This window comes from Prosthecobacter sp. (genome assembly GCF_034366625.1).
Lineage (GTDB): Bacteria > Verrucomicrobiota > Verrucomicrobiia > Verrucomicrobiales > Verrucomicrobiaceae > Prosthecobacter.
Window position 1 is genome coordinate 173684 of sequence record NZ_JAXMIH010000014.1, and the last position, 16975, is coordinate 190658.

The following is a 16975-nucleotide window of genomic DNA, read 5'->3' on the forward strand; positions in this document are numbered from 1 at the left end:
CGTCAAGCATCGTGCAGAGGATTTCTTGACCGCCTTGACCATCTTGACGAGTCTTGACCGTTTCACTCAGATCATGCGCCCTCTCGTTTTCCTCTCCTGCTGCCTCCTCACCGCCGATCTGCTTGCCGCTGGCAAAGAAATCGAGGGCGAGCGCAAAGCCGCCCAGACCGCCTGCCCCACGCCCGAGGAAGCCCGCGCCAAAATGAGCGTGCCGGAGGGCTATGAGGTCCGCTGCTTCGCGCATGAGCCGATGGTGCAGAATCCCGTCGCGATGACCTGGGATCATCGCGGTCGTTTATGGGTCGTGGAGGCTTACGAATATCCCGAGGGTTCGAAACACCCCGCCCCCTTTGGCGGCGAAGCCAAGGACGATCAATACCAACCGATGCCGAAAACCGGCGACAAGATCCCCCGCGACCGCGTCATCATCCTCGAAGACACAGACAACAACGGCGAGGCCGACAAGCGCACCGTCTTCGTCGAGGGTCTCAATCTCGCCAGCGCGATCATCTGCGGCGACAACGGCATCTACGTCGGCCAGCAGCCACACCTCATCCACTTCCGCGATGACGATGGCGACGACAAACCCGACGCGTGGCGCGTCGTGCTCACCGGTTTCGGCCGCGAGGACACGCACGAACTCGTGAACAGCTTCACCTGGGGCCCCGACGGCTGGCTTTACATGACCCACGGCGTCTTCACCAACAGCAAAGTCCGCCGCCCCGGCCAACCGGAGAGCGAAGGCTTCAAGTTTGATGCGGGGATTGGACGCGCGAGGCCGATTGTGAAACAGGCTGCCAGCCTGTCCGATCCCACAGGCAAGCTGCCTGTTACACCTTGGGAATTCGAAGTCTTCGCCGACGGCACCAGCAATCCTTGGGGCTGCGATTTCGACGCCGCGGGCAATTTCTTCGTCAGCGCTTGCGTCATCGACCACTTCTTCCACATGGCCCCCGGCGGCATCTACGTCCGCCAGGGCGGTGCGCCGGAGAATCCGTATGCCTACGAGCTGCTGCCCAGCATCGTGAAGCACAAGCACTTCCGCGCCGCGTATGCCGGCGTGCAGATTTATCAGGGCGGTCGCTATCCCGCCGACACCCACGGCCACGCCTTTATCGGCAACATTCACGACAACGCCATCCACGAGGAAGTGCCCACCCCCGTCGGTGCCACCTTCAAATGCGAGCCGCGTCGCGACTTTCTTCGCGCCAACGACGGCTGGTTCCGCCCCGTCAGCACCCAGACCGGCCCCGACGGCTTCCTCTGGATCATGGACTGGTGCGACAAATATCCCTGCTACCAAAACGCCAAGGCCAATCCCGAAGGCGTGGATCGTGAGCGCGGACGAATCTGGCGTGTCGTCGTTAAAGGCGATAAATCAACCAACACCCGCGACCGCAACGACCTCGACCTCAAGAAATTCTCCACTGACGAACTGGTGGACACGCTCGAGCATCCCAACAACTGGATGCGCCGCATGGCGCGCAGAGTCCTCGTCGAAAAAAGCGAGCATGACGACGACATCGCCGCCATCGCCACGCTGGCAAGTTCCGTCGCCAACACGCCCGCCATGCGCCTGGAGGCGCTGTGGGCGTTGCTGCAAATTGATCACGGCGCGCGCAGCTCGTCCGTGCTGGAGCGCACGGCGCAGGAGAGATTCGCCTCGCTGCGTGTGTGGGCCGCACGGCATGTCGGCGAAGCAGTCGCAGGCACCGCCTTCCGCGAGGGCATGAATGTCGGTATTCCGTCTTACCTGGCCAAACTGGCCGCTGATTCAGATCCCACGGTGCGTCTCGCCGTGGCCATCGCGCTGCGTCAATGCAGCGCACGCCGGTTGACGGTGGATGGCCGGAAAAGCGACAGCTTCAGGCTCGCATGGCCGGAAACATTCGAGGCACTCATGCGCAGCTCGGCGCAGAATGCCGATAGCACGCTCACGCTGGCCATCTGGCAAAGCTTTGAGCCCGTGCTGGCCTCCAACACTATGTTTTGGACCAATTGGTTCTCCGAAACCGCGCCCGAGACACAGCCGCTTTCGCAATCGCTGACTTACAAAGCCATTCGTCGTCTCTGCGATTCGCGGAAGGCCGGAAACCTTGATCTTGCGATCGACTTCTGCGAGAAGATCGAGCTCCACGACATCCTGCTTGCCCATGCTTTGGATGGACTCGTCAAAGGTCAGGAAGGCGGTGTCATCAAGCCGGTGAAGGATGTTTCGGCCAGCCTGGCGAAGTGGCGTGCGTCGGAGAATGCGGACGTGCGCAAGCACGCGCAGACGCTCGCGGTGCTGTGGGGCGATGAGGCAGCAGTGAAGGAAATGATCATGGTGCTACACGATGCGACGAAGCCGGAGAAAGATCGCATCACCGTGTTGCAGTCGCTGCGGAAGGTGCGGACGGATGCGGTGAAAGAAGGGCTGAAGCCGTTGCTGGCTCCCGACACATCTACCACGCTCGGCGTGGCGGCGATTCGCGCGGCGGCGGATCTCGGGGGCGATGACTTCATCGGGCCGCTGCTCACGCAGGCCGCTTCGAAGGATTTCAATCTGCGCATCGCCGCGCTGGAGGCGCTTTCAAGTCGTGCGACATGGACGCAGGCCATGCTCGAAGCCATTTCGGCAGAAAAAGTCAGCGCCAGCGGCTTTCCGGCTCCGGTGCGACGTGCGCTAGCGACGAGCAAGGACAAAGCCATCCGCGATCTCGCTTTCAAGGTGCTCGGCGCTTGGCAGGATTCGTCGGAGGACGTGAAATCCCTCATCGCGCAGAAGAAACAGGTTTGTTTGACCGGCGAGCCGGACCTCGCCAACGGCAAGCTCATCTTCACCGCCACCTGCATGGTCTGCCACGAATTCCACGGCGGCGGGCAGAAGGTGGGACCGGATTTGATCGGCAGCGGACGCAGCAATCTCGATGCGATCCTCGCCAACGTGATCGATCCGAACCAGATCATCGGCAACGGCTACGAGAACTTCACGGTGAGCACGAAGGATGGTCGCACGCTGGCCGGACGCGTCGTGGAGGACACGCCGGGGCATGTAAAACTGCTCGGTGCCGGTGGAGCGGCGCAGGTCGTGCCGCGCGATCAAATCGCCACGCTCACGAACACGAAACAGAGCCTCATGCCGATGGGATTCGGCAATCTGCCCGACACCGCCTTCCGCGACATGGTTTGGTACATTCTCGCCCCGCCGGAAGAAGGCCCGCTGACGCCGGAAAAGAAGAAACTGCTCATCCAGGGCGTCGAAGTGCCCGAAACAGCCGCAAAGCCGAAAACTCCAAGCTCGCGTGCCATCGACTGGGAAAGTGTGAGCCTGTGGAATCCCGAGTGGAAGGTTTCCGCGCCCGACTTTGAGCGCACGCCCGTGAAACTCGGCGAATACTACGGCAAAACGAACGTGCTGCTCATGCACCCGTTCCCGGACAAGAAAACGCCCGCGAGCTTTGAGCGCAAAATGAAGGTGGAGAAGACGAAGCTGAAGTTCAGCGTCGCGGCAGATGATCGTGGCGATTGGATCGTCAAAGCCGTGGTCAACGGTCAAGTCGTCAAGGAGGTGGCCGTGGACCATGAGAAGCCGCGCTGGAAGACCGTGGAGGTCGATCTGGCGAAGTATGAGGGCCAGGAAGTCACCGTGCGGCTTGAGGCGCATGCCAGTGGCTGGAACATGGAGTTCGCCTACTGGGGTGGGATCACGCTGGAGTGAGGGTAGATCGACTCAAAACACCGCGTTGATCGGATAGGCGTCCACATCCACCACCACCTGTCCTTCGGGTGAATCGATCAGGTAGAGGAGGCCCACGCTGCCTCTACCATAGTTGTTGTAGCGCCAGACCGCGTATGCCTGCCCCAACGCGATGCCCTGCGGAGCACGGGGACCAAACCAATGCTGCGGGATGATGCGCCCGTCATGCTGACGCATGTAGCGCTGGCCGAGGCCGTCATCTTTGATGAACCATTTATCACCTGCGTGCTGACTGTCCGGCGCTCCAACCTCCTGCGTCACCCGTGTGGCGGACCAGCCGATGAGATCCCGCAGGTTCTTCGGAAATCGAGCCGCGCCTGGGTGCTCAGGCGGCAAAGGTCGCTCTGGGGGTGGAATGGGCATGGGACCAGTATTGCCACACCACACGCATTTTCACGCTCAGGATTTTGCGTTGTCAGCGACGGTGCGGCGGCGTAGCCTCGCCACCAACTCAAACGTCGTTCCATGCCAAACGTGCCATGCATTCATTGCGGCCAGGCCATCGAGGCTGGTGACAGGTTCTGCGAGCATTGCGGAGCGGATCAGACAGCTACAGCGCCTGCCACAGTGATCACACCGCCTGTCGATCCACCGACGCCACCACCACCCGTCGCTGCACCTGTGCGTTCGTCCGCGTGGATCTTGGGTTCCATCGTACTGGTTCTTCTGGGACTCGCCGCACTGGGCGGCGGAGCGTGGCTGTTCAAGCAATGGAAGCAAAAGTCCGCGCCGGTGACCCTGCCATCAGTTGCGTCCGTCCCGCCCACGGCCATCCCCGTGCCTTACGGGCACAGCGGCACCACTACACCTCCAGCGTCAGCTCCCGCTGCCGCCATCGCCGACCTGACGGTATCGCCTTGGTTTCAGGCGCTCGATGGCACCTTGGGCATCTACATCACGGCCAGGCCCGTCGGCCTGCCCGATGACGCAGGCACGCGTTTCAACGGCTGGGTGAAAGACAGCAATGGACAGGCTGTTGCCACGCTTGACCGCAATCAGCGTTCGCCCGATGGCGGCCTTGGTTTTCAGACCACGGTCGCGGATGGTGTGCTGCACGGTTTCATCCCCATGCGCTCCATCGGCCTGCCGCCGGGCGAATACACGCTGCGCATGGAAGTCCAGGCCGTGAATGGCAGCACAGTGTCTCAGCCGAGCACCACTGACTTTGCGCTCCGCATGATGGCCTGCCATCCCGACCGTGTGCAGGTCACAGGCAGCACGGACAAGTCCGGCCGCCGCATGGTGGAGTTTGTGTTCGACATCACTGCCATACCACTCCGGAGCCAGATGGGTACTTTCCTGCTGCGTTTCAAACGGGCCGACAACAAGCAGTTCATTCCCTGCAACGACCCTCAGTATTCAGGGGACGGCCTGCTGTCCGTTGGTTATCGCTTTCAAATGCCCGCGCAAGACACGATTCTCGACGGCCTGCGCGTGGTGATCCCCCTCGATCTCTTTCCCGATACCGACTGCCTGATGGACATCGAGTTCTACGACTCGGCGAACCAGAAACTCAACTGGCTCAACGAGCTGCGCTTTCACCCGCGCGGATGAAACGATCCCCCTGCACCGCCTGATCCGGGTGTGAATTTCCCCTGTCGCAGGCGCATGAAATCATGCAGGGTGTACCCATGCGTTGCGCCCCCGCACTTCTTCTGATTTCGATTGTCAGCGTGAGTCTTCACGCGGCCCCGACAACTCCGGCTCCTGCTCCAGCAGCACCGGCTGCGATCCCCACGCCCAAACCCGCGGCGAAACCAGCCGAAGCCAAGCCCGCCACGAAACCAGTTCCAGCGCCCACAACTCCACCCGTGAAGCCGCCGCCGGAGGATGCGTATGTGCAAATGGAGATGCTGACTCGGGCGATGGAGATGGTGCGGCAGAACTATGTGGATGAATCCAAGATCACCTATGAGGAGCTGGTGGAAGGGGCGCTGGAAGGAATGTTGCGCCGTTTGGACCCGCACTGCGAGTACATGGGCAAGTCGCTGTTTGAAGACATGCAGCGCGAGCAGAGCGACACGTCGGAGGGCATAGGCATCACCATCGCACTGCGGCAAAACCAACTCACGATCATCACCGTGCGCGAAGACGGGCCGGCAAATGCGGCGGGAGTGCTGGCGGGCGATCAGCTTGTGCGCATCAACGACGTGCTGACGGACTCCGTGGGCGTGGCGGAAGCGATGCAACTGCTCAAGGGCAAGGCAGGTGAGGAAGTGCGGCTCACCGTGCGGCGGCCGGGCACCAAGCAGTTTTTGGAGTTCAAAGTGAAGCACGAGACGCTGGCGGAGACCTCCATCCATGACCCGATGCTGCTGGCGGAGAAAATGGCGGGCGAGTACAAGATCGGTTACGCACGCATCTCGCAGTTCAATGCTCCGACAGTACGCGAGCTGAGCAAAGCCCTCGATGAACTGGAAAAAGAAGGCATGCAGGCCTTCGTGCTCGATCTGCGCAACAATCCCGGCGGTCTGGTGGACAGTTCGGTGGCGATCTGCGGCGAGTTTTTGCCGGAAGGCACGGTGGTGGTGACCACGGAGGGCCGTGTGGCCTCCCAGAATCCGCCGCCATTCCGCACCCCATCACGCGGGGGCAAAGAACCGCGCAAGTATCCCATCGCGGTGCTGATCAATCACGGCAGCGCCAGTGCTTCGGAGCTGACGGCGGGTGCGTTGCAGGACTTGAAGCGCGCGATCATCGTCGGCACGACGAGTTTTGGCAAAGGCAGCGTGCAGACGATTCTGCCGATGAAGAACGGCGCGGCGATGCGGCTGACGACGGCGAAGTATTACACGCCCAGCCATCGCACGATCCACGAGAACGGTGTGGAGCCGAACATTGTCGCCGCGTTGACCACCGACGAAGAAAGCCGAATCGCCAAGTGGAGAGCCTCACACGGCACGGGTGAGGCGGCGGCACTGGAGCTGGCGAATCTCGGCGACAAGCAGCTCGAACGCGCGGTGGATGCCCTCAAAGGTGTGCTGGTGTTTGATGCGTTCGTGGCAAGGCCACTGGCGCCGGTTGCGAAGCCGTTGAAATAGGAGGGGGATCATCCTGATCCCTCAAGCCGGGGTCAGGATGGCCCCGCTCCTGTTACTCCAGCAAACCGCGTGCGATGATGGCATCGACGGGATTGTGGTCGTCGGTGAAGACGTAGGCGGAACGTGGCACGGTCCCGGCGGGGACATGGGTGCGAATGAGGCGCTCCTGCCAGGAACCCGGCGTGACATAGCGATCAGCGATGAGCGGCTTCAAATCCTCACGCGAGCACATGAGAATGACGTTTTGTGTTTCGTCACGACGGTAGCCGATGGAAAAGATCTCCACATGGGGAAACACCTGGCGCACGGTGGCAAGCATCCCGGAAGTCAGCTCCGACTTCGGCCCGGTGACTGAGGCGATGAGGTTCATGATGAAAACACCCTTCGGTTCGAGGTGATCGGCGATCTGCTGGTAAAACTCGCGTGTGGCAAGGTGAGGCGGGATCTGGCGGATGCCGTTGTAGGCGTCACCAAAGATGAGATCCCATTTTTTGCCGTTGTTTTGCAGCAGGTAGCGACGCGCATCACCGGCGTGGGCCTTCACGCGCGGATGTTCATCGAGCTTGAAGAATCTGCGGCCGACTTCGATGACATGGGGGTCGATTTCGACGACATCGACGACGGCTTCAGGAAAATCACGCGAGACGTTCTCCGGCATGCCAAAGGCTCCTGCACCAATGAAGAGCGCACTGCCCACCTTCGCCGGCTCACGCAGCAGGGCGAGCTTCCAGTATTCCTGATAGGGGAGGATGAGATCGCCGGTATTGGCGTCCATGCCGCCTTCCATGGTGGAATCGAGTTGGAGCACGCGGCGCGTGACTTTGCCTTCGGTCTGTTCGCTGACCTCGATGTGATGGTAAAACGACTCGTGCTCGTAAATAACACCAGGCTTCGGCTTCGGCACGGTCATCCAGCTCATCGCAAAGGCGAAGATGCCGCTCAGAATCACCGGGGCCTGCTGTTTGAGCGTGTTTTTGGCGAGGAAGAACGCCGCAACGGCCAGCACCAGCAGAAGTGACGCCGTTCCGAAGAAAATGCTGCGCACCCCAAAGGTGGAGAGCAGAAAGAAGCCGGAGAGGAAGGTGCCGACGAAACTGCCGAGCGAGCCAAGCATGCTGATGGTGCCTGCGGCAGCTCCAACGTGCGTGTCTTTGAGCGTGAGGCTGTAAAACCTGACCGCCGCCGGTGAAACCGCGCCGAGCAACACGCCAGGAATCGCGAAGAGCAGCAGCGAGATCGTGACCGGCCCGGCGATGAGGCCGCTGGCGCTCAGGCTGACCGCAAAGACAGTGTGCAAGGCTGGAATGAAGAACGTGAGCACGGCGGAGCCTGCCAGCAGCCAGCCGAGCAGATCGAGCGCCATCTTGCGGTCGGCAAGATGCCCACCGAGATAACCACCGGCGCTGAAGGCAATGAGGATGACGCCAATCAAGGCGGTCCAGGTATAGACGCTATTGCCGAAAAAAGGCGCCAGCAGACGATACGCGCAGATTTCGATGACCATCATGGCCGCTCCAGCGAGAAAGCATGAGAGGCCAAGAAAGATGCGGGTGCCGCGTGCGGAAGCGGCGGAGTCCGCAGCGGGAGATTTGGATGAGGTGCGTGACATGCGTGATTCTCGGTTGCCGGTCAGTCGTTGTAGAAGACGAGACTCATGATCTTCCAACCTGTGGAAGTCTTGATGAGCGTGAAACAATCGGTGCCCGTGGTGATTTCGGCGCCTTTGGTGAGTTTCCAGCGCACGCTAGCCTGGGCGGTGCGGTCGTCGCGGAGGATTTTCATGTCCGTGGGCACTTCGGTCATCGGCACGGACGTGGTGGCGTGACTGAGCTTCTGGCCGTGGAGGAAATCGGTGAGGCCCTGAGTCTGCGGCGCACCTTGATGCACGAAGGTGATGCGGGCCTGCTCATGGAAACAGGTGCCATAGCCGTCCATGTCCTTGGCCGACCAGGCGGAGAAGTAGCGGGTGAGGAAGGCGCGGACATCGGCGTCATCGGCTGATTTGACCTCAGAATGACATGCCATCAAAAGGCAGGACACGATGACGAGTAAAAAATCACGACGCGTGTTCATGATCGTCATCCAAGCGGGTTATTCTTCGGCGAATGCTTCTTCCTCGATTCCAAGCACCGTCAGAATGCGGTTCAAATCTTCGACACCGTAGTAGTCGATTTCAATGCGGCCTTTTTTCTCGGCGTGGTGGATGCCGACGTTCGTGGTGAGATGCTGGATGAGCTTCTGCTCCACGGCTTCGATAGCGCGGGCGAAATCGGTTTCCGTCGGCTTGGGTTTCGGCGGCGGCGGCGGATGCAGGATGACATCAATCACCTTCTCCGTGGCACGGACGGTGAGTCCCTTGGCGACCACCTGCTGCGCCACACGCTCCTGCTCGTCGTGCTTTTTGAGCATGAGCAGCACCTTGGCGTGACCGGTGGAAATTTTGCTCGATACGAGCATGTCGCGGATGCTGACGGGCAGTTCCAGCAGGCGCATGGTATTGGCCACGGTGGCGCGGTTCTTGCCGACACGCTGCGCAATGTCCTCCTGGCGCATGTGGAAATCCTTCGCGAGGCGTGAGTAGGCCTGCGCTTCCTCGATGGCGTTCAACCCCTCGCGCTGGAGGTTTTCGATGAGCGCCATCTCCAGCACGTCCTTGTCGCTGGCTTCGCGGACGATGACGGGCAACTCCTTGAGGCCGAGTTCACGTGACGCACGGTAGCGGCGCTCGCCGGCGATGAGCTCCAGCTTGCCGTTCACGCGGCGGACGATCAACGGCTGGATGATGCCATGCTCGCGGATGGACTCCATTAGCTCAGTGAGCTGCTCGGTCTGGAATTCTTTGCGCGGTTGAAGCGGGCTGGGAACAATTTGATCCGGCGAAACCCGCTGCACCACATCTCCAGGTGCCGGCTGGGCGAGGGCAGGCAGGCGCGAAACTCCCGTCACCGAAGTGGATGACGAAATGAGCGCGCCGAGACCTTTGCCAAGAGCCGTTTTTGCCATAGGGAGGGCGAGACTAGGGAGCAGGCGCGGCGTTGCAAACCAGAATCTCGGCGAATGTGCGACACCTCCATCCAAGACTTTACCGGAAGCAAATTTCGCTCCATCTGATGTCTATGAAAAGCATGACAGGATTTGGCCGGGGCGAAGCGCAGCGCGAAGGCGTGACGTGGAGCGTGGAATGCAGTTCCGTGAACCGCAAACAGCTCGAAGTGGCGGTGAATCTGCCGCGTGAGCTCGCGGAGCTCGAAAACGCGGTGCGCACCGATGTTTCCGCCACCGTTTCACGTGGACGAGTGAACATCGCCGTCCGCAAAGAAGCCGCCGCCATGGCAGCGGACACCATACGTGTCGATCATGTGCTGGCGGCGAATTATTTTCATGCGATGCACGCCCTGGCCTTGAAGTTGGATATTCCCTCAGAGGTGGCGCTGGTGGACATCACGCGGCTGCCGGGTGTGATGAATATGGCTCAAACCGAAATCGCGGCCGAGGAGGCCTGGCCGGTGATTAAGGAGGCGCTGGCTGCCGCTTTGAAGCAATTGAACATCATGCGCGCCGCGGAGGGTGCCAGCCTGCGTGCGGACATCGAATCCCGACTTGCCGCGATCGAATCGCTTCTGGTGTCGATTCGCGAAAAAGCCGCCACCGTCCCCGAGCATCAGCGCAAAGCATTGCGTCAGCGCCTGGAAGAGGCCGGACTGCCGCTGCCGCTTGATGATGAACGTCTGGTCAAAGAAATCGCCCTCTTTGCGGATCGCACCGACATCTCAGAGGAACTCACGCGCGCCGCGAGCCACATCAAACAATTCCGCACCTATCTCGATGGCGACACTCCTGCCGGGCGCAGCCTCGATTTCCTGCTGCAGGAATTCTTCCGCGAGTTCAACACCATGGGATCGAAGTGCAACAATGCCGAGATCGCCCATCACGTCGTCACCGCGAAGACCGAGCTCGAAAAGATCCGTGAGCAGGTGCAGAACGCGGAGTGATCACGAGCCGCCGGGCTGCGGCAGCCCCTTGGGCACCGATTTCGGCTGTGGCGGCCTGGCTTTGCCATCTTCGGGCAGCCAGGCTTCAGGAGCACCGGCCTTGACCATGACTTCGCGCAGCGTGATGCGCGCGCCGTCGCGGCGTTTGCTTTCTTCGGCGGCTTCCATGAAGGCGTAGATCTCCAGCGTCTGCTTGGGAGAGACGGGCGGCTGCTTGGTCTGGAAGAATTTGATGATCTCGCGCAGCATCGGGGTGTAATCCCCTTCGGATTTCTGCTCGGTGATCTGGGCGTCGCCGAAGCGGATGAGCTTGTAGCCTTTCGCCCCTTCGTGGATGGCGTGCAGCGTGCCGGTGCGATCACCTGACCACAGGCCGGTGACGATGGACTCGAAAGGTGTGGTCGTGCGGGTCACGGAAAGGCAGCCACCGCCCATGACGGTAAACAGCGCCTCGGTGGGGTGGATGCCATAAAAGAAAAGATCGGGATGATGCGGCAGCACGTGCGCCGGGCCGTAGGAGATGGCACCACGCGCGGGCGTTTGTTCAGCGTTGGCGACTTCGAGCACGCCGGGATACCAGCGCACGGCGGAGGCACTGAATACAGGCACCTGGGCGGCGGCGGCGAGCTTGTAAATCTCCACGGCATCCTTCAGCGTGGCGGCGACGGGCTTGTCCATGAACACCGGTTTGCCTGCGGCGATGACTTGTTTAATCAACTCCAGCCGCGGACGACCATCGAGGCTGAGCAACAGGATGGCGTCCACGTCCTTGCAGGCCTCCGGCACGCTGCCGACGATTCGCACACCAAACTTGTCACGCACCGTGGCGGTGAAGCCGTCGATGCGCGATTTGCTTTCCTCAATGTCAGGACTGCCGCCTGGGAAGGCGACGACAACGCGTGCGCCGGGGATGTGATTGGGATTGGCCGGATCGTTCAGGCGCAGCGTGAACTGCTCTGAATGCGAGGTGTCGAGGCCGATGATGCCGATGCGAAGATCTTCTGCCATGAGGTGTGTGCTCCACAGCGCCGACAGCCATCCCATGACGAGGATGATCCGGGTCGTGAGGCTTCGTGGCGGTCGCATGCTGGAAAATGCAGGCGTGCCACCCAATGCGCAACTGCGGAGTGCTTGACCGTCCCGACCGGCCTGCTACCCTCGCGCCATGGAAACCGTCAGAATTGGCATTGTTGGGCTGGGAAACATGGGCAAGGCGCACCTTGCGAACATTCGTGCAGGCAAGGTGCCCGGGCTGCGCGTCACCGCGCTCTGCGAAAGCGTCGGTACGCTGCCGAACCTGATCGAAGGCGAAAAAGCCTTCACTGACGTGAACTTGATGATCCGCAGCGGTCACTTGGACGCGATTCTCATCTGCACGCCGCATTTCAGCCACACCACCATCGGTATCGAGGCGCTCAAGGCGGGGCTGCATGTGCTGGTGGAGAAGCCGATTTCCGTGCATAAAGCCGACTGCGAGCGTCTGATCGCCGCGCACACGGACAAGAACAAGATTTTTGCCGCCATGTTCAACATGCGCACCAACGCCTGCTTCAAGAAGGTCAAAGAACTGATCGACTCCGGCGAGATCGGCGCGGTGCGCCGCGTGCATTGGGAGGTCACCAACTGGTTCCGCACCAACTACTACTACGCCACCGGCGGCTGGCGCGGCACTTGGAAGGGCGAAGGCGGCGGTGTGCTGATGAATCAATGCCCGCACAACCTCGACCTGTTCCAATGGCTGTTCGGCATGCCGCAAAAGGTGCGCGGCTTCTGCCAGTTCGGCCGCTTCCATGAGATCGAGGTCGAGGACGATGTCACTGCGATCATGCAATACGACAACGGCACCACGGCCACGTTTGTCACCAGCACCGGCGAAGCGCCGGGCATCAACAAGCTCGAAATTTCCGCCGAGCAGGGCCGCCTGACCGTGACCGACGGCACGCGCATTCACTTCCAGCGCAACCGCCAGCCGATGAGCAAGTTCTGCATGGAAGCCGAGGCCGCCTTCGCCATGCCGGAAAGCTGGCACATGGACATCCCCGTCGAGCAGACTGGCGGACAGCACGTCGAGATTTTGCAAAACTTCACCAACGCCATTTTGAAGGGTGAGCTGCTCCTCTCACCCGCCGCAGAAGGCATCCGCAGTGTCGAACTGGCCAATGCCATCCTGCTTTCCACCTGGCAGGACAAAACGATCGAGCTGCCGATGTCCTCCGCCGACTACGAGCGCATCCTGATCGAGAAAGGCGAGGCCTCGACCTTCCAGAAGACCAAGGTCGTCGCGAAAGCGACCGCCGATGACTTCGCGAAGAGTTTCCGCTGATCTTCAAAACCATGCCGCCACCCATCACTGGGTGGCGGCTTCTTGTTTGAATGCTGTGCTGAAGACCCGAGTTACTCGTCCACCTTCAGCTTGTTGAACACAAAGGCCGCCGCACCGGCACCGGCGATGCAGAACACCCAGTAGGCCCAAAGCTGGCCGCCTTTGAGGATGTTCATCGCGACGGCACCCGTGGCGACCGCCGGATTGAAGGCCGCGCCCGAAATGCCGCCCACGGCAAAGGCACCCATTGTCACCGTCAGGCCGATCGCCGCACCGTAGAAACTGTTGTTCGCGTTCGCCTTCGTGGTGGCGACATTCAGCACCACCCATGCCAGCGCAAAGGTGCCGATGATCTCGGCCACGATCAGTTTGCTCAGTTCAAAATCCGCCGGAGCCGCCGCCTTGCCGCGCAGCCAGCTTACCGCCACAGCGGCCAGCACCGCACCGACGACCTGGCAGAGGATGTAGGGCACCACGTCCTTTGTATCACACTTGCCGCGCAGCCAGACGGCCACGGTGACAGCAGGATTGAAATGGCCGCCGGAGATGTGTCCGCCGGCATAGATCATGACGGCCAGCGCCAGACCGATACCGATGGGAGCGAGCGGGTTTCCACCGATCACGTTGTGACCGACGGCATAGACGAGGAAGAAGGTTCCGATAAGTTCAGTGATATATTTCTTCATGGTGGCAGCATGAGACGAAATACGCGGGAGTTTGGCAAGAAAAACCCTTGAAAAGCTCCCATGCCGGTCACCCGCTATTTGGCGGCGTTTTGCTTCAATGCCTTCAAGGAAGGCGCTCCCTGAAGCCTCGCCAGCTCCGCAGTCACAATTTCCGCGCGCCGTGCCGCCTCCGCGCGGTCTTTCGTTTTCGCCTGCATCGCCGTGTTGAGTGCCGCGCGCAGCTTTTCAGCGGTGGCCGAGCTTTTGCCAGCCCCGCTGGCCGCCCAATCGTCCGCAAACGAGTTCAGGAGCCGGGTAAGTTCGGGATCGCTCTTTTCCAGCGTCACAATCACCTGCTGGATCTCTTCCGGCGTGGCCTCCGCCGCACCAGCGCTCGTGGCGGCGGTTTTCCGCGCTGTGGGCCAGAAAATCAACGCCAGCAGTGCCACCAGCACCAGTCCCACGAAGCCAAGCGTCAGTCCCATCTGCTGCTTTTGCGTCATTGCAGCGGCTTTCTTCTGCGGAGGGCCCTTCGGCCTGTGATCGGCAGTATCCGGTGGCGAAACGCCGGATTCCTGCTTCATCGCCGCATTGATATAAGCACGAAACTCACCCGCATCCTGGTAGCGCTTCTCGGGATCGGGATGGATGGCCTTGGCGATAATCTCGTCCCAGCGGGACGAAATCTTGGCATACAACGTGACCGGGCGGCGCGGAGTCTCCGGCACGCGGCCTGTCAGCATCTCGTAGAGCACCACCCCGGCGGCAAAAATGTCCACACGGTGATCCGTCACGCTGCCGCCGCGAATCTCCGGCGCGGCGTAATCCGGCGTGCCCATCGGGTTGTCCTCCTCTGTTTCATTCGTGGGACGTGCCAGGCCAAAGTCGGCCACCTTCACATGGTCGGCGTCGTTGACCATGATATTCCCCGGCTTGATGTCGCGGTGGATGATGCCGTGCTGGTGCGCGAAGCTCAGCGCCTCGCAGAGCTGCATGGCCAGGTTCGTGGCCTTGCGCAGCGGCAGGTTGGTCTTGTGAATCAGGTCGTGCAGCGAACGTCCCTCGATCCACTCCATCACGAGAAACAAATGACCTCCCGGCGTGATGCCAAAGTCGTACACGCCCACGATGTTGGTGTGATTGAGCTTCGCCATCGCCCGCGCCTCGGTTTTGAAGCGGTCGGCGAACCCCTGTTCTGCTCCAAATTTGGGCGGCAGGATTTTCACCGCCACCCACCTGGCAAGGCTGTCCTGCCAGGCTTTGTACACCGCGCCCATGCCGCCGCAGGCTGCCAGCTTTTCAAATTTGAACTGCGGCAGGTAGCCGGTCATCTCCTCGATGCTAGGCACATCGAACGATAGTGGGTCACTGGAGGAAGCTTCTTCAGCCATATTTGTTATTATGCCCAGCCTCGGCCACGACGGCGAGCACAAACACAAAGGTCGTCTGCCCTGCCTGCGTTCAACGGATGGAAGTTGGCGGCATCCGCTGAGTTCCCAAACTGCCGCCGTCAGCCACGTTTTGCTTCAATGCCTTCAAGGATGGCGCTGCGCGGAGTTTCGCCAGTTCCGCCGCCACGGCTTCCGCCCGCTTGGCAGCCTCCACTTTGCCGGCGGCGGCGCGTTCCTTCGCCCTGGCTTGCACGAGTTCGCACTGCGCGGCACGCATTTTCTGTGCGGCGGAGTCCGCAGTGGATTGAATCGTTTCGAGCTGCACCTCATAGGTTTTGCGCAAGGTGTTCAGCACAGAGGGCCATGACGGCTCCGGTTCATTCAACGGCTCACGGTTCGCCACATGCGAGATTTCACTGAGAAGATGATCACGCTGCTCCGGCATGAGTCCGTTCAGGCTGCGCTGAAGCGCCGGAATGTATTTGCCGGCCAGTTCCTGGATTTCCGGCTCCGCGTCGATCTCCTCACTGGCCGACCATTCCTCGCCAAATGCCGCCACCAACTGCGCCAGCTCCGGATCCCGTTCTTCCAGTTTCTGAATGGCCTCAAGCGGCGTTTCCGGGGCCGGAACGGGTGGCGGCGCGGGCGCTGGCATCGGAGCAGGCGCAGGCGTCGCAGCGGTCATGTTTTTGGCGAGCGGTTCCGGTGTTTTCTTTTCCGGTTCTGGTGCCGGCATCACCACGACAGGCTCCGGCTTGCTGACCTTCTCTTCAATCTTCGAAGCCTGCGGCTCCAGCTTTTCTGCGGCTTCTTCGGGTGTTTGTCGGACAGAAGCAACTGCCGCAGGTTTCGGATCTGGTTCTGATTTAAACATCGCACCAAGAACAATGCCGATCATGATCACCGCCGTCCCGATCAACACCAAATGCAGTGGCTGGAGCGCGGCCTTCACCTTCGGCGCATCCTCCACCACCTCCACCACGGTCACGGCGGCAGCCTGCGCGGACTGGTTGACCAGCATCGAAATGTGCGCCCGGAATTCACGCGCGTCCTGAAAACGCTTCTCCGGCTCGGGATGCGTGGCCTTGTCGATCAGTTCATCCCAGCGTGGGGAAAGCGGTGCAAATTCCTGCACCGAGCGCCGTGGATGCTGCGGCACGCGGCCTGCGAGCATTTCATAAAGCACCACGCCGGCGGCGAAGATGTCCGCGCGTTGGTCCACCGCGCCCTTGCCGAGAATCTCCGGCGCCGCGTAGTCCGGCGTGCCGTACGGGTTTTCCTCCGCCTCGCCTGTGATCGGCCGGGCGAGGCCGAAGTCGGCCACCTTCACCTGCTCGTCCTCATTGACCATGATGTTGCCCGGCTTGATGTCGCGGTGCAGAATTTTGTGATTGTGCGCGTAGGCCAGCGCGTCGCAGAGCTGCATGGCCAGGCTGGCGGCTTTCCGCACCGGCAGGCTGCCCTTGTGAATGAGTTCATGCAGCGTGTGCCCCTGCACCCACTCCATCACCAGGTACAAATGCCCGCCCGTCGTGATGCCGAAGTCATACACCCCCACGATGTGCGTGTGGTTCAGCTTCGCCATCGCACGCGCCTCGGATTTGAAGCGATCGGCGAAGTCCTTCTCCGCACCAAACTCCGGCGGCAGGATTTTGATCGCCACCGGCCGGTCCAGGCTCTCCTGCCGCGCCTTGAACACGGCCCCCATGCCACCGTAGGCCGCCAGCTTTTCAAACTTATACTGCGGCAGAAGCGCAGTCATCTCCTCGACGCTGGGAACGTCAAACGGCGGCGGGTGATGATGCGGAGCTTCCTGGGACATGA

General features: G+C 61.1%; 13 protein-coding genes. 5 read left to right on the forward strand and 8 right to left on the reverse strand.

Annotated features, from left to right (window positions below):
• Positions 1-73: 73 nt before the first annotated feature.
• Positions 74-3700, forward strand: coding sequence for a PVC-type heme-binding CxxCH protein (locus tag U1A53_RS16495; protein ID WP_322282629.1), 3627 nt, complete (start codon positions 74-76; stop codon positions 3698-3700).
• Positions 3701-3712: 12 nt separating this feature from the next.
• Here the strand turns inward: U1A53_RS16495 and U1A53_RS16500 are convergent, their stop codons facing one another.
• Entirely contained in the window at positions 3713-4102 is a 390-nt protein-coding gene (locus U1A53_RS16500; protein ID WP_322282630.1) for a hypothetical protein, read from the reverse strand.
• Between the two features lie 204 nt (positions 4103-4306).
• On the opposite strand from U1A53_RS16500, the gene U1A53_RS16505 reads away from it, so the two are divergent.
• Together U1A53_RS16505 and U1A53_RS16510 are read left to right on the forward strand one after the other, a co-directional pair.
• Positions 4307-5293: a hypothetical protein gene (locus U1A53_RS16505; RefSeq protein WP_322282632.1), complete on the forward strand. Its 987-nt coding sequence runs from the start codon at positions 4307-4309 to the stop codon at positions 5291-5293.
• A 257-nt stretch (positions 5294-5550) separates the two neighbouring features.
• Positions 5551-6780: a S41 family peptidase gene (locus tag U1A53_RS16510; protein ID WP_322282633.1), complete on the forward strand. Its 1230-nt coding sequence runs from the start codon at positions 5551-5553 to the stop codon at positions 6778-6780.
• A 52-nt stretch (positions 6781-6832) separates the two neighbouring features.
• On the opposite strand, the gene U1A53_RS16515 is transcribed toward U1A53_RS16510, so the two are convergent.
• The 3 genes from U1A53_RS16515 to U1A53_RS16525 are packed head-to-tail and all read right to left on the reverse strand — an operon-like array spanning position 6833 to position 9783.
• Positions 6833-8389, reverse strand: a complete 1557-nt coding sequence (locus tag U1A53_RS16515; RefSeq protein ID WP_322282635.1) for a fused MFS/spermidine synthase — start codon at positions 8387-8389, stop codon at positions 6833-6835.
• 20 nt (positions 8390-8409) lie between these two features.
• On the reverse strand, positions 8410-8853 hold the full coding sequence (locus U1A53_RS16520) for a nuclear transport factor 2 family protein (protein WP_322282636.1): 444 nt from the start codon (positions 8851-8853) through the stop codon (positions 8410-8412).
• Positions 8854-8871: 18 nt separating this feature from the next.
• Positions 8872-9783, reverse strand: a complete 912-nt coding sequence (locus tag U1A53_RS16525) for a ParB/RepB/Spo0J family partition protein (protein WP_322282638.1) — start codon at positions 9781-9783, stop codon at positions 8872-8874.
• A 113-nt stretch (positions 9784-9896) separates the two neighbouring features.
• On the opposite strand from U1A53_RS16525, the gene U1A53_RS16530 reads away from it, so the two are divergent.
• Positions 9897-10772, forward strand: a complete 876-nt coding sequence (locus U1A53_RS16530; RefSeq protein ID WP_322282640.1) for a YicC/YloC family endoribonuclease — start codon at positions 9897-9899, stop codon at positions 10770-10772.
• Here the strand turns inward: U1A53_RS16530 and U1A53_RS16535 are convergent, their stop codons facing one another.
• The gene (locus U1A53_RS16535) at positions 10773-11780 is read right to left on the reverse strand and encodes a Gfo/Idh/MocA family oxidoreductase (RefSeq protein ID WP_322282641.1); all 1008 of its coding nucleotides are present in this window, start codon (positions 11778-11780) and stop codon (positions 10773-10775) included.
• Between the two features lie 157 nt (positions 11781-11937).
• Here U1A53_RS16535 and U1A53_RS16540 point away from each other — a divergent pair, with 157 nt between their 5' ends.
• Positions 11938-13095: a Gfo/Idh/MocA family oxidoreductase gene (locus U1A53_RS16540; RefSeq protein WP_322282643.1), complete on the forward strand. Its 1158-nt coding sequence runs from the start codon at positions 11938-11940 to the stop codon at positions 13093-13095.
• Positions 13096-13166: 71 nt separating this feature from the next.
• Here the strand turns inward: U1A53_RS16540 and U1A53_RS16545 are convergent, their stop codons facing one another.
• The 3 genes from U1A53_RS16545 to U1A53_RS16555 form a co-directional block, all read right to left on the reverse strand.
• Positions 13167-13781 (reverse strand): aquaporin, encoded by a 615-nt coding sequence (locus U1A53_RS16545; RefSeq protein WP_322282645.1) that lies wholly within the window; start codon positions 13779-13781, stop codon positions 13167-13169.
• Between the two features lie 74 nt (positions 13782-13855).
• Positions 13856-15151: a serine/threonine-protein kinase gene (locus tag U1A53_RS16550; RefSeq protein ID WP_322282646.1), complete on the reverse strand. Its 1296-nt coding sequence runs from the start codon at positions 15149-15151 to the stop codon at positions 13856-13858.
• 70 nt (positions 15152-15221) lie between these two features.
• A complete protein-coding gene (locus U1A53_RS16555) occupies positions 15222-16973 on the reverse strand; it encodes a serine/threonine-protein kinase (protein ID WP_322282648.1) in 1752 nt (583 codons plus the stop codon).
• Positions 16974-16975: the final 2 nt, after the last annotated feature.

Excerpts from the sequence above, each read along its gene's own strand:
- U1A53_RS16495 (WP_322282629.1), top strand. The coding sequence starts at position 74 with ATGCGCCCTCTCGTTTTCCTCTCCTGCTGCCTCCTCACCGCCGATCTG.
- U1A53_RS16500 (WP_322282630.1), bottom strand. The coding sequence starts at position 4,102 with ATGCCCATTCCACCCCCAGAGCGACCTTTGCCGCCTGAGCACCCAGGC.
- U1A53_RS16515 (WP_322282635.1), bottom strand. The coding sequence starts at position 8,389 with ATGTCACGCACCTCATCCAAATCTCCCGCTGCGGACTCCGCCGCTTCC.
- U1A53_RS16520 (WP_322282636.1), bottom strand. The coding sequence starts at position 8,853 with ATGAACACGCGTCGTGATTTTTTACTCGTCATCGTGTCCTGCCTTTTG.
- U1A53_RS16525 (WP_322282638.1), bottom strand. The coding sequence starts at position 9,783 with ATGGCAAAAACGGCTCTTGGCAAAGGTCTCGGCGCGCTCATTTCGTCA.
- U1A53_RS16530 (WP_322282640.1), top strand. The coding sequence starts at position 9,897 with ATGAAAAGCATGACAGGATTTGGCCGGGGCGAAGCGCAGCGCGAAGGC.
- U1A53_RS16535 (WP_322282641.1), bottom strand. The coding sequence starts at position 11,780 with ATGGCAGAAGATCTTCGCATCGGCATCATCGGCCTCGACACCTCGCAT.
- U1A53_RS16540 (WP_322282643.1), top strand. The coding sequence starts at position 11,938 with ATGGAAACCGTCAGAATTGGCATTGTTGGGCTGGGAAACATGGGCAAG.
- U1A53_RS16545 (WP_322282645.1), bottom strand. The coding sequence starts at position 13,781 with ATGAAGAAATATATCACTGAACTTATCGGAACCTTCTTCCTCGTCTAT.
- U1A53_RS16550 (WP_322282646.1), bottom strand. The coding sequence starts at position 15,151 with ATGGCTGAAGAAGCTTCCTCCAGTGACCCACTATCGTTCGATGTGCCT.
- U1A53_RS16555 (WP_322282648.1), bottom strand. The coding sequence starts at position 16,973 with ATGTCCCAGGAAGCTCCGCATCATCACCCGCCGCCGTTTGACGTTCCC.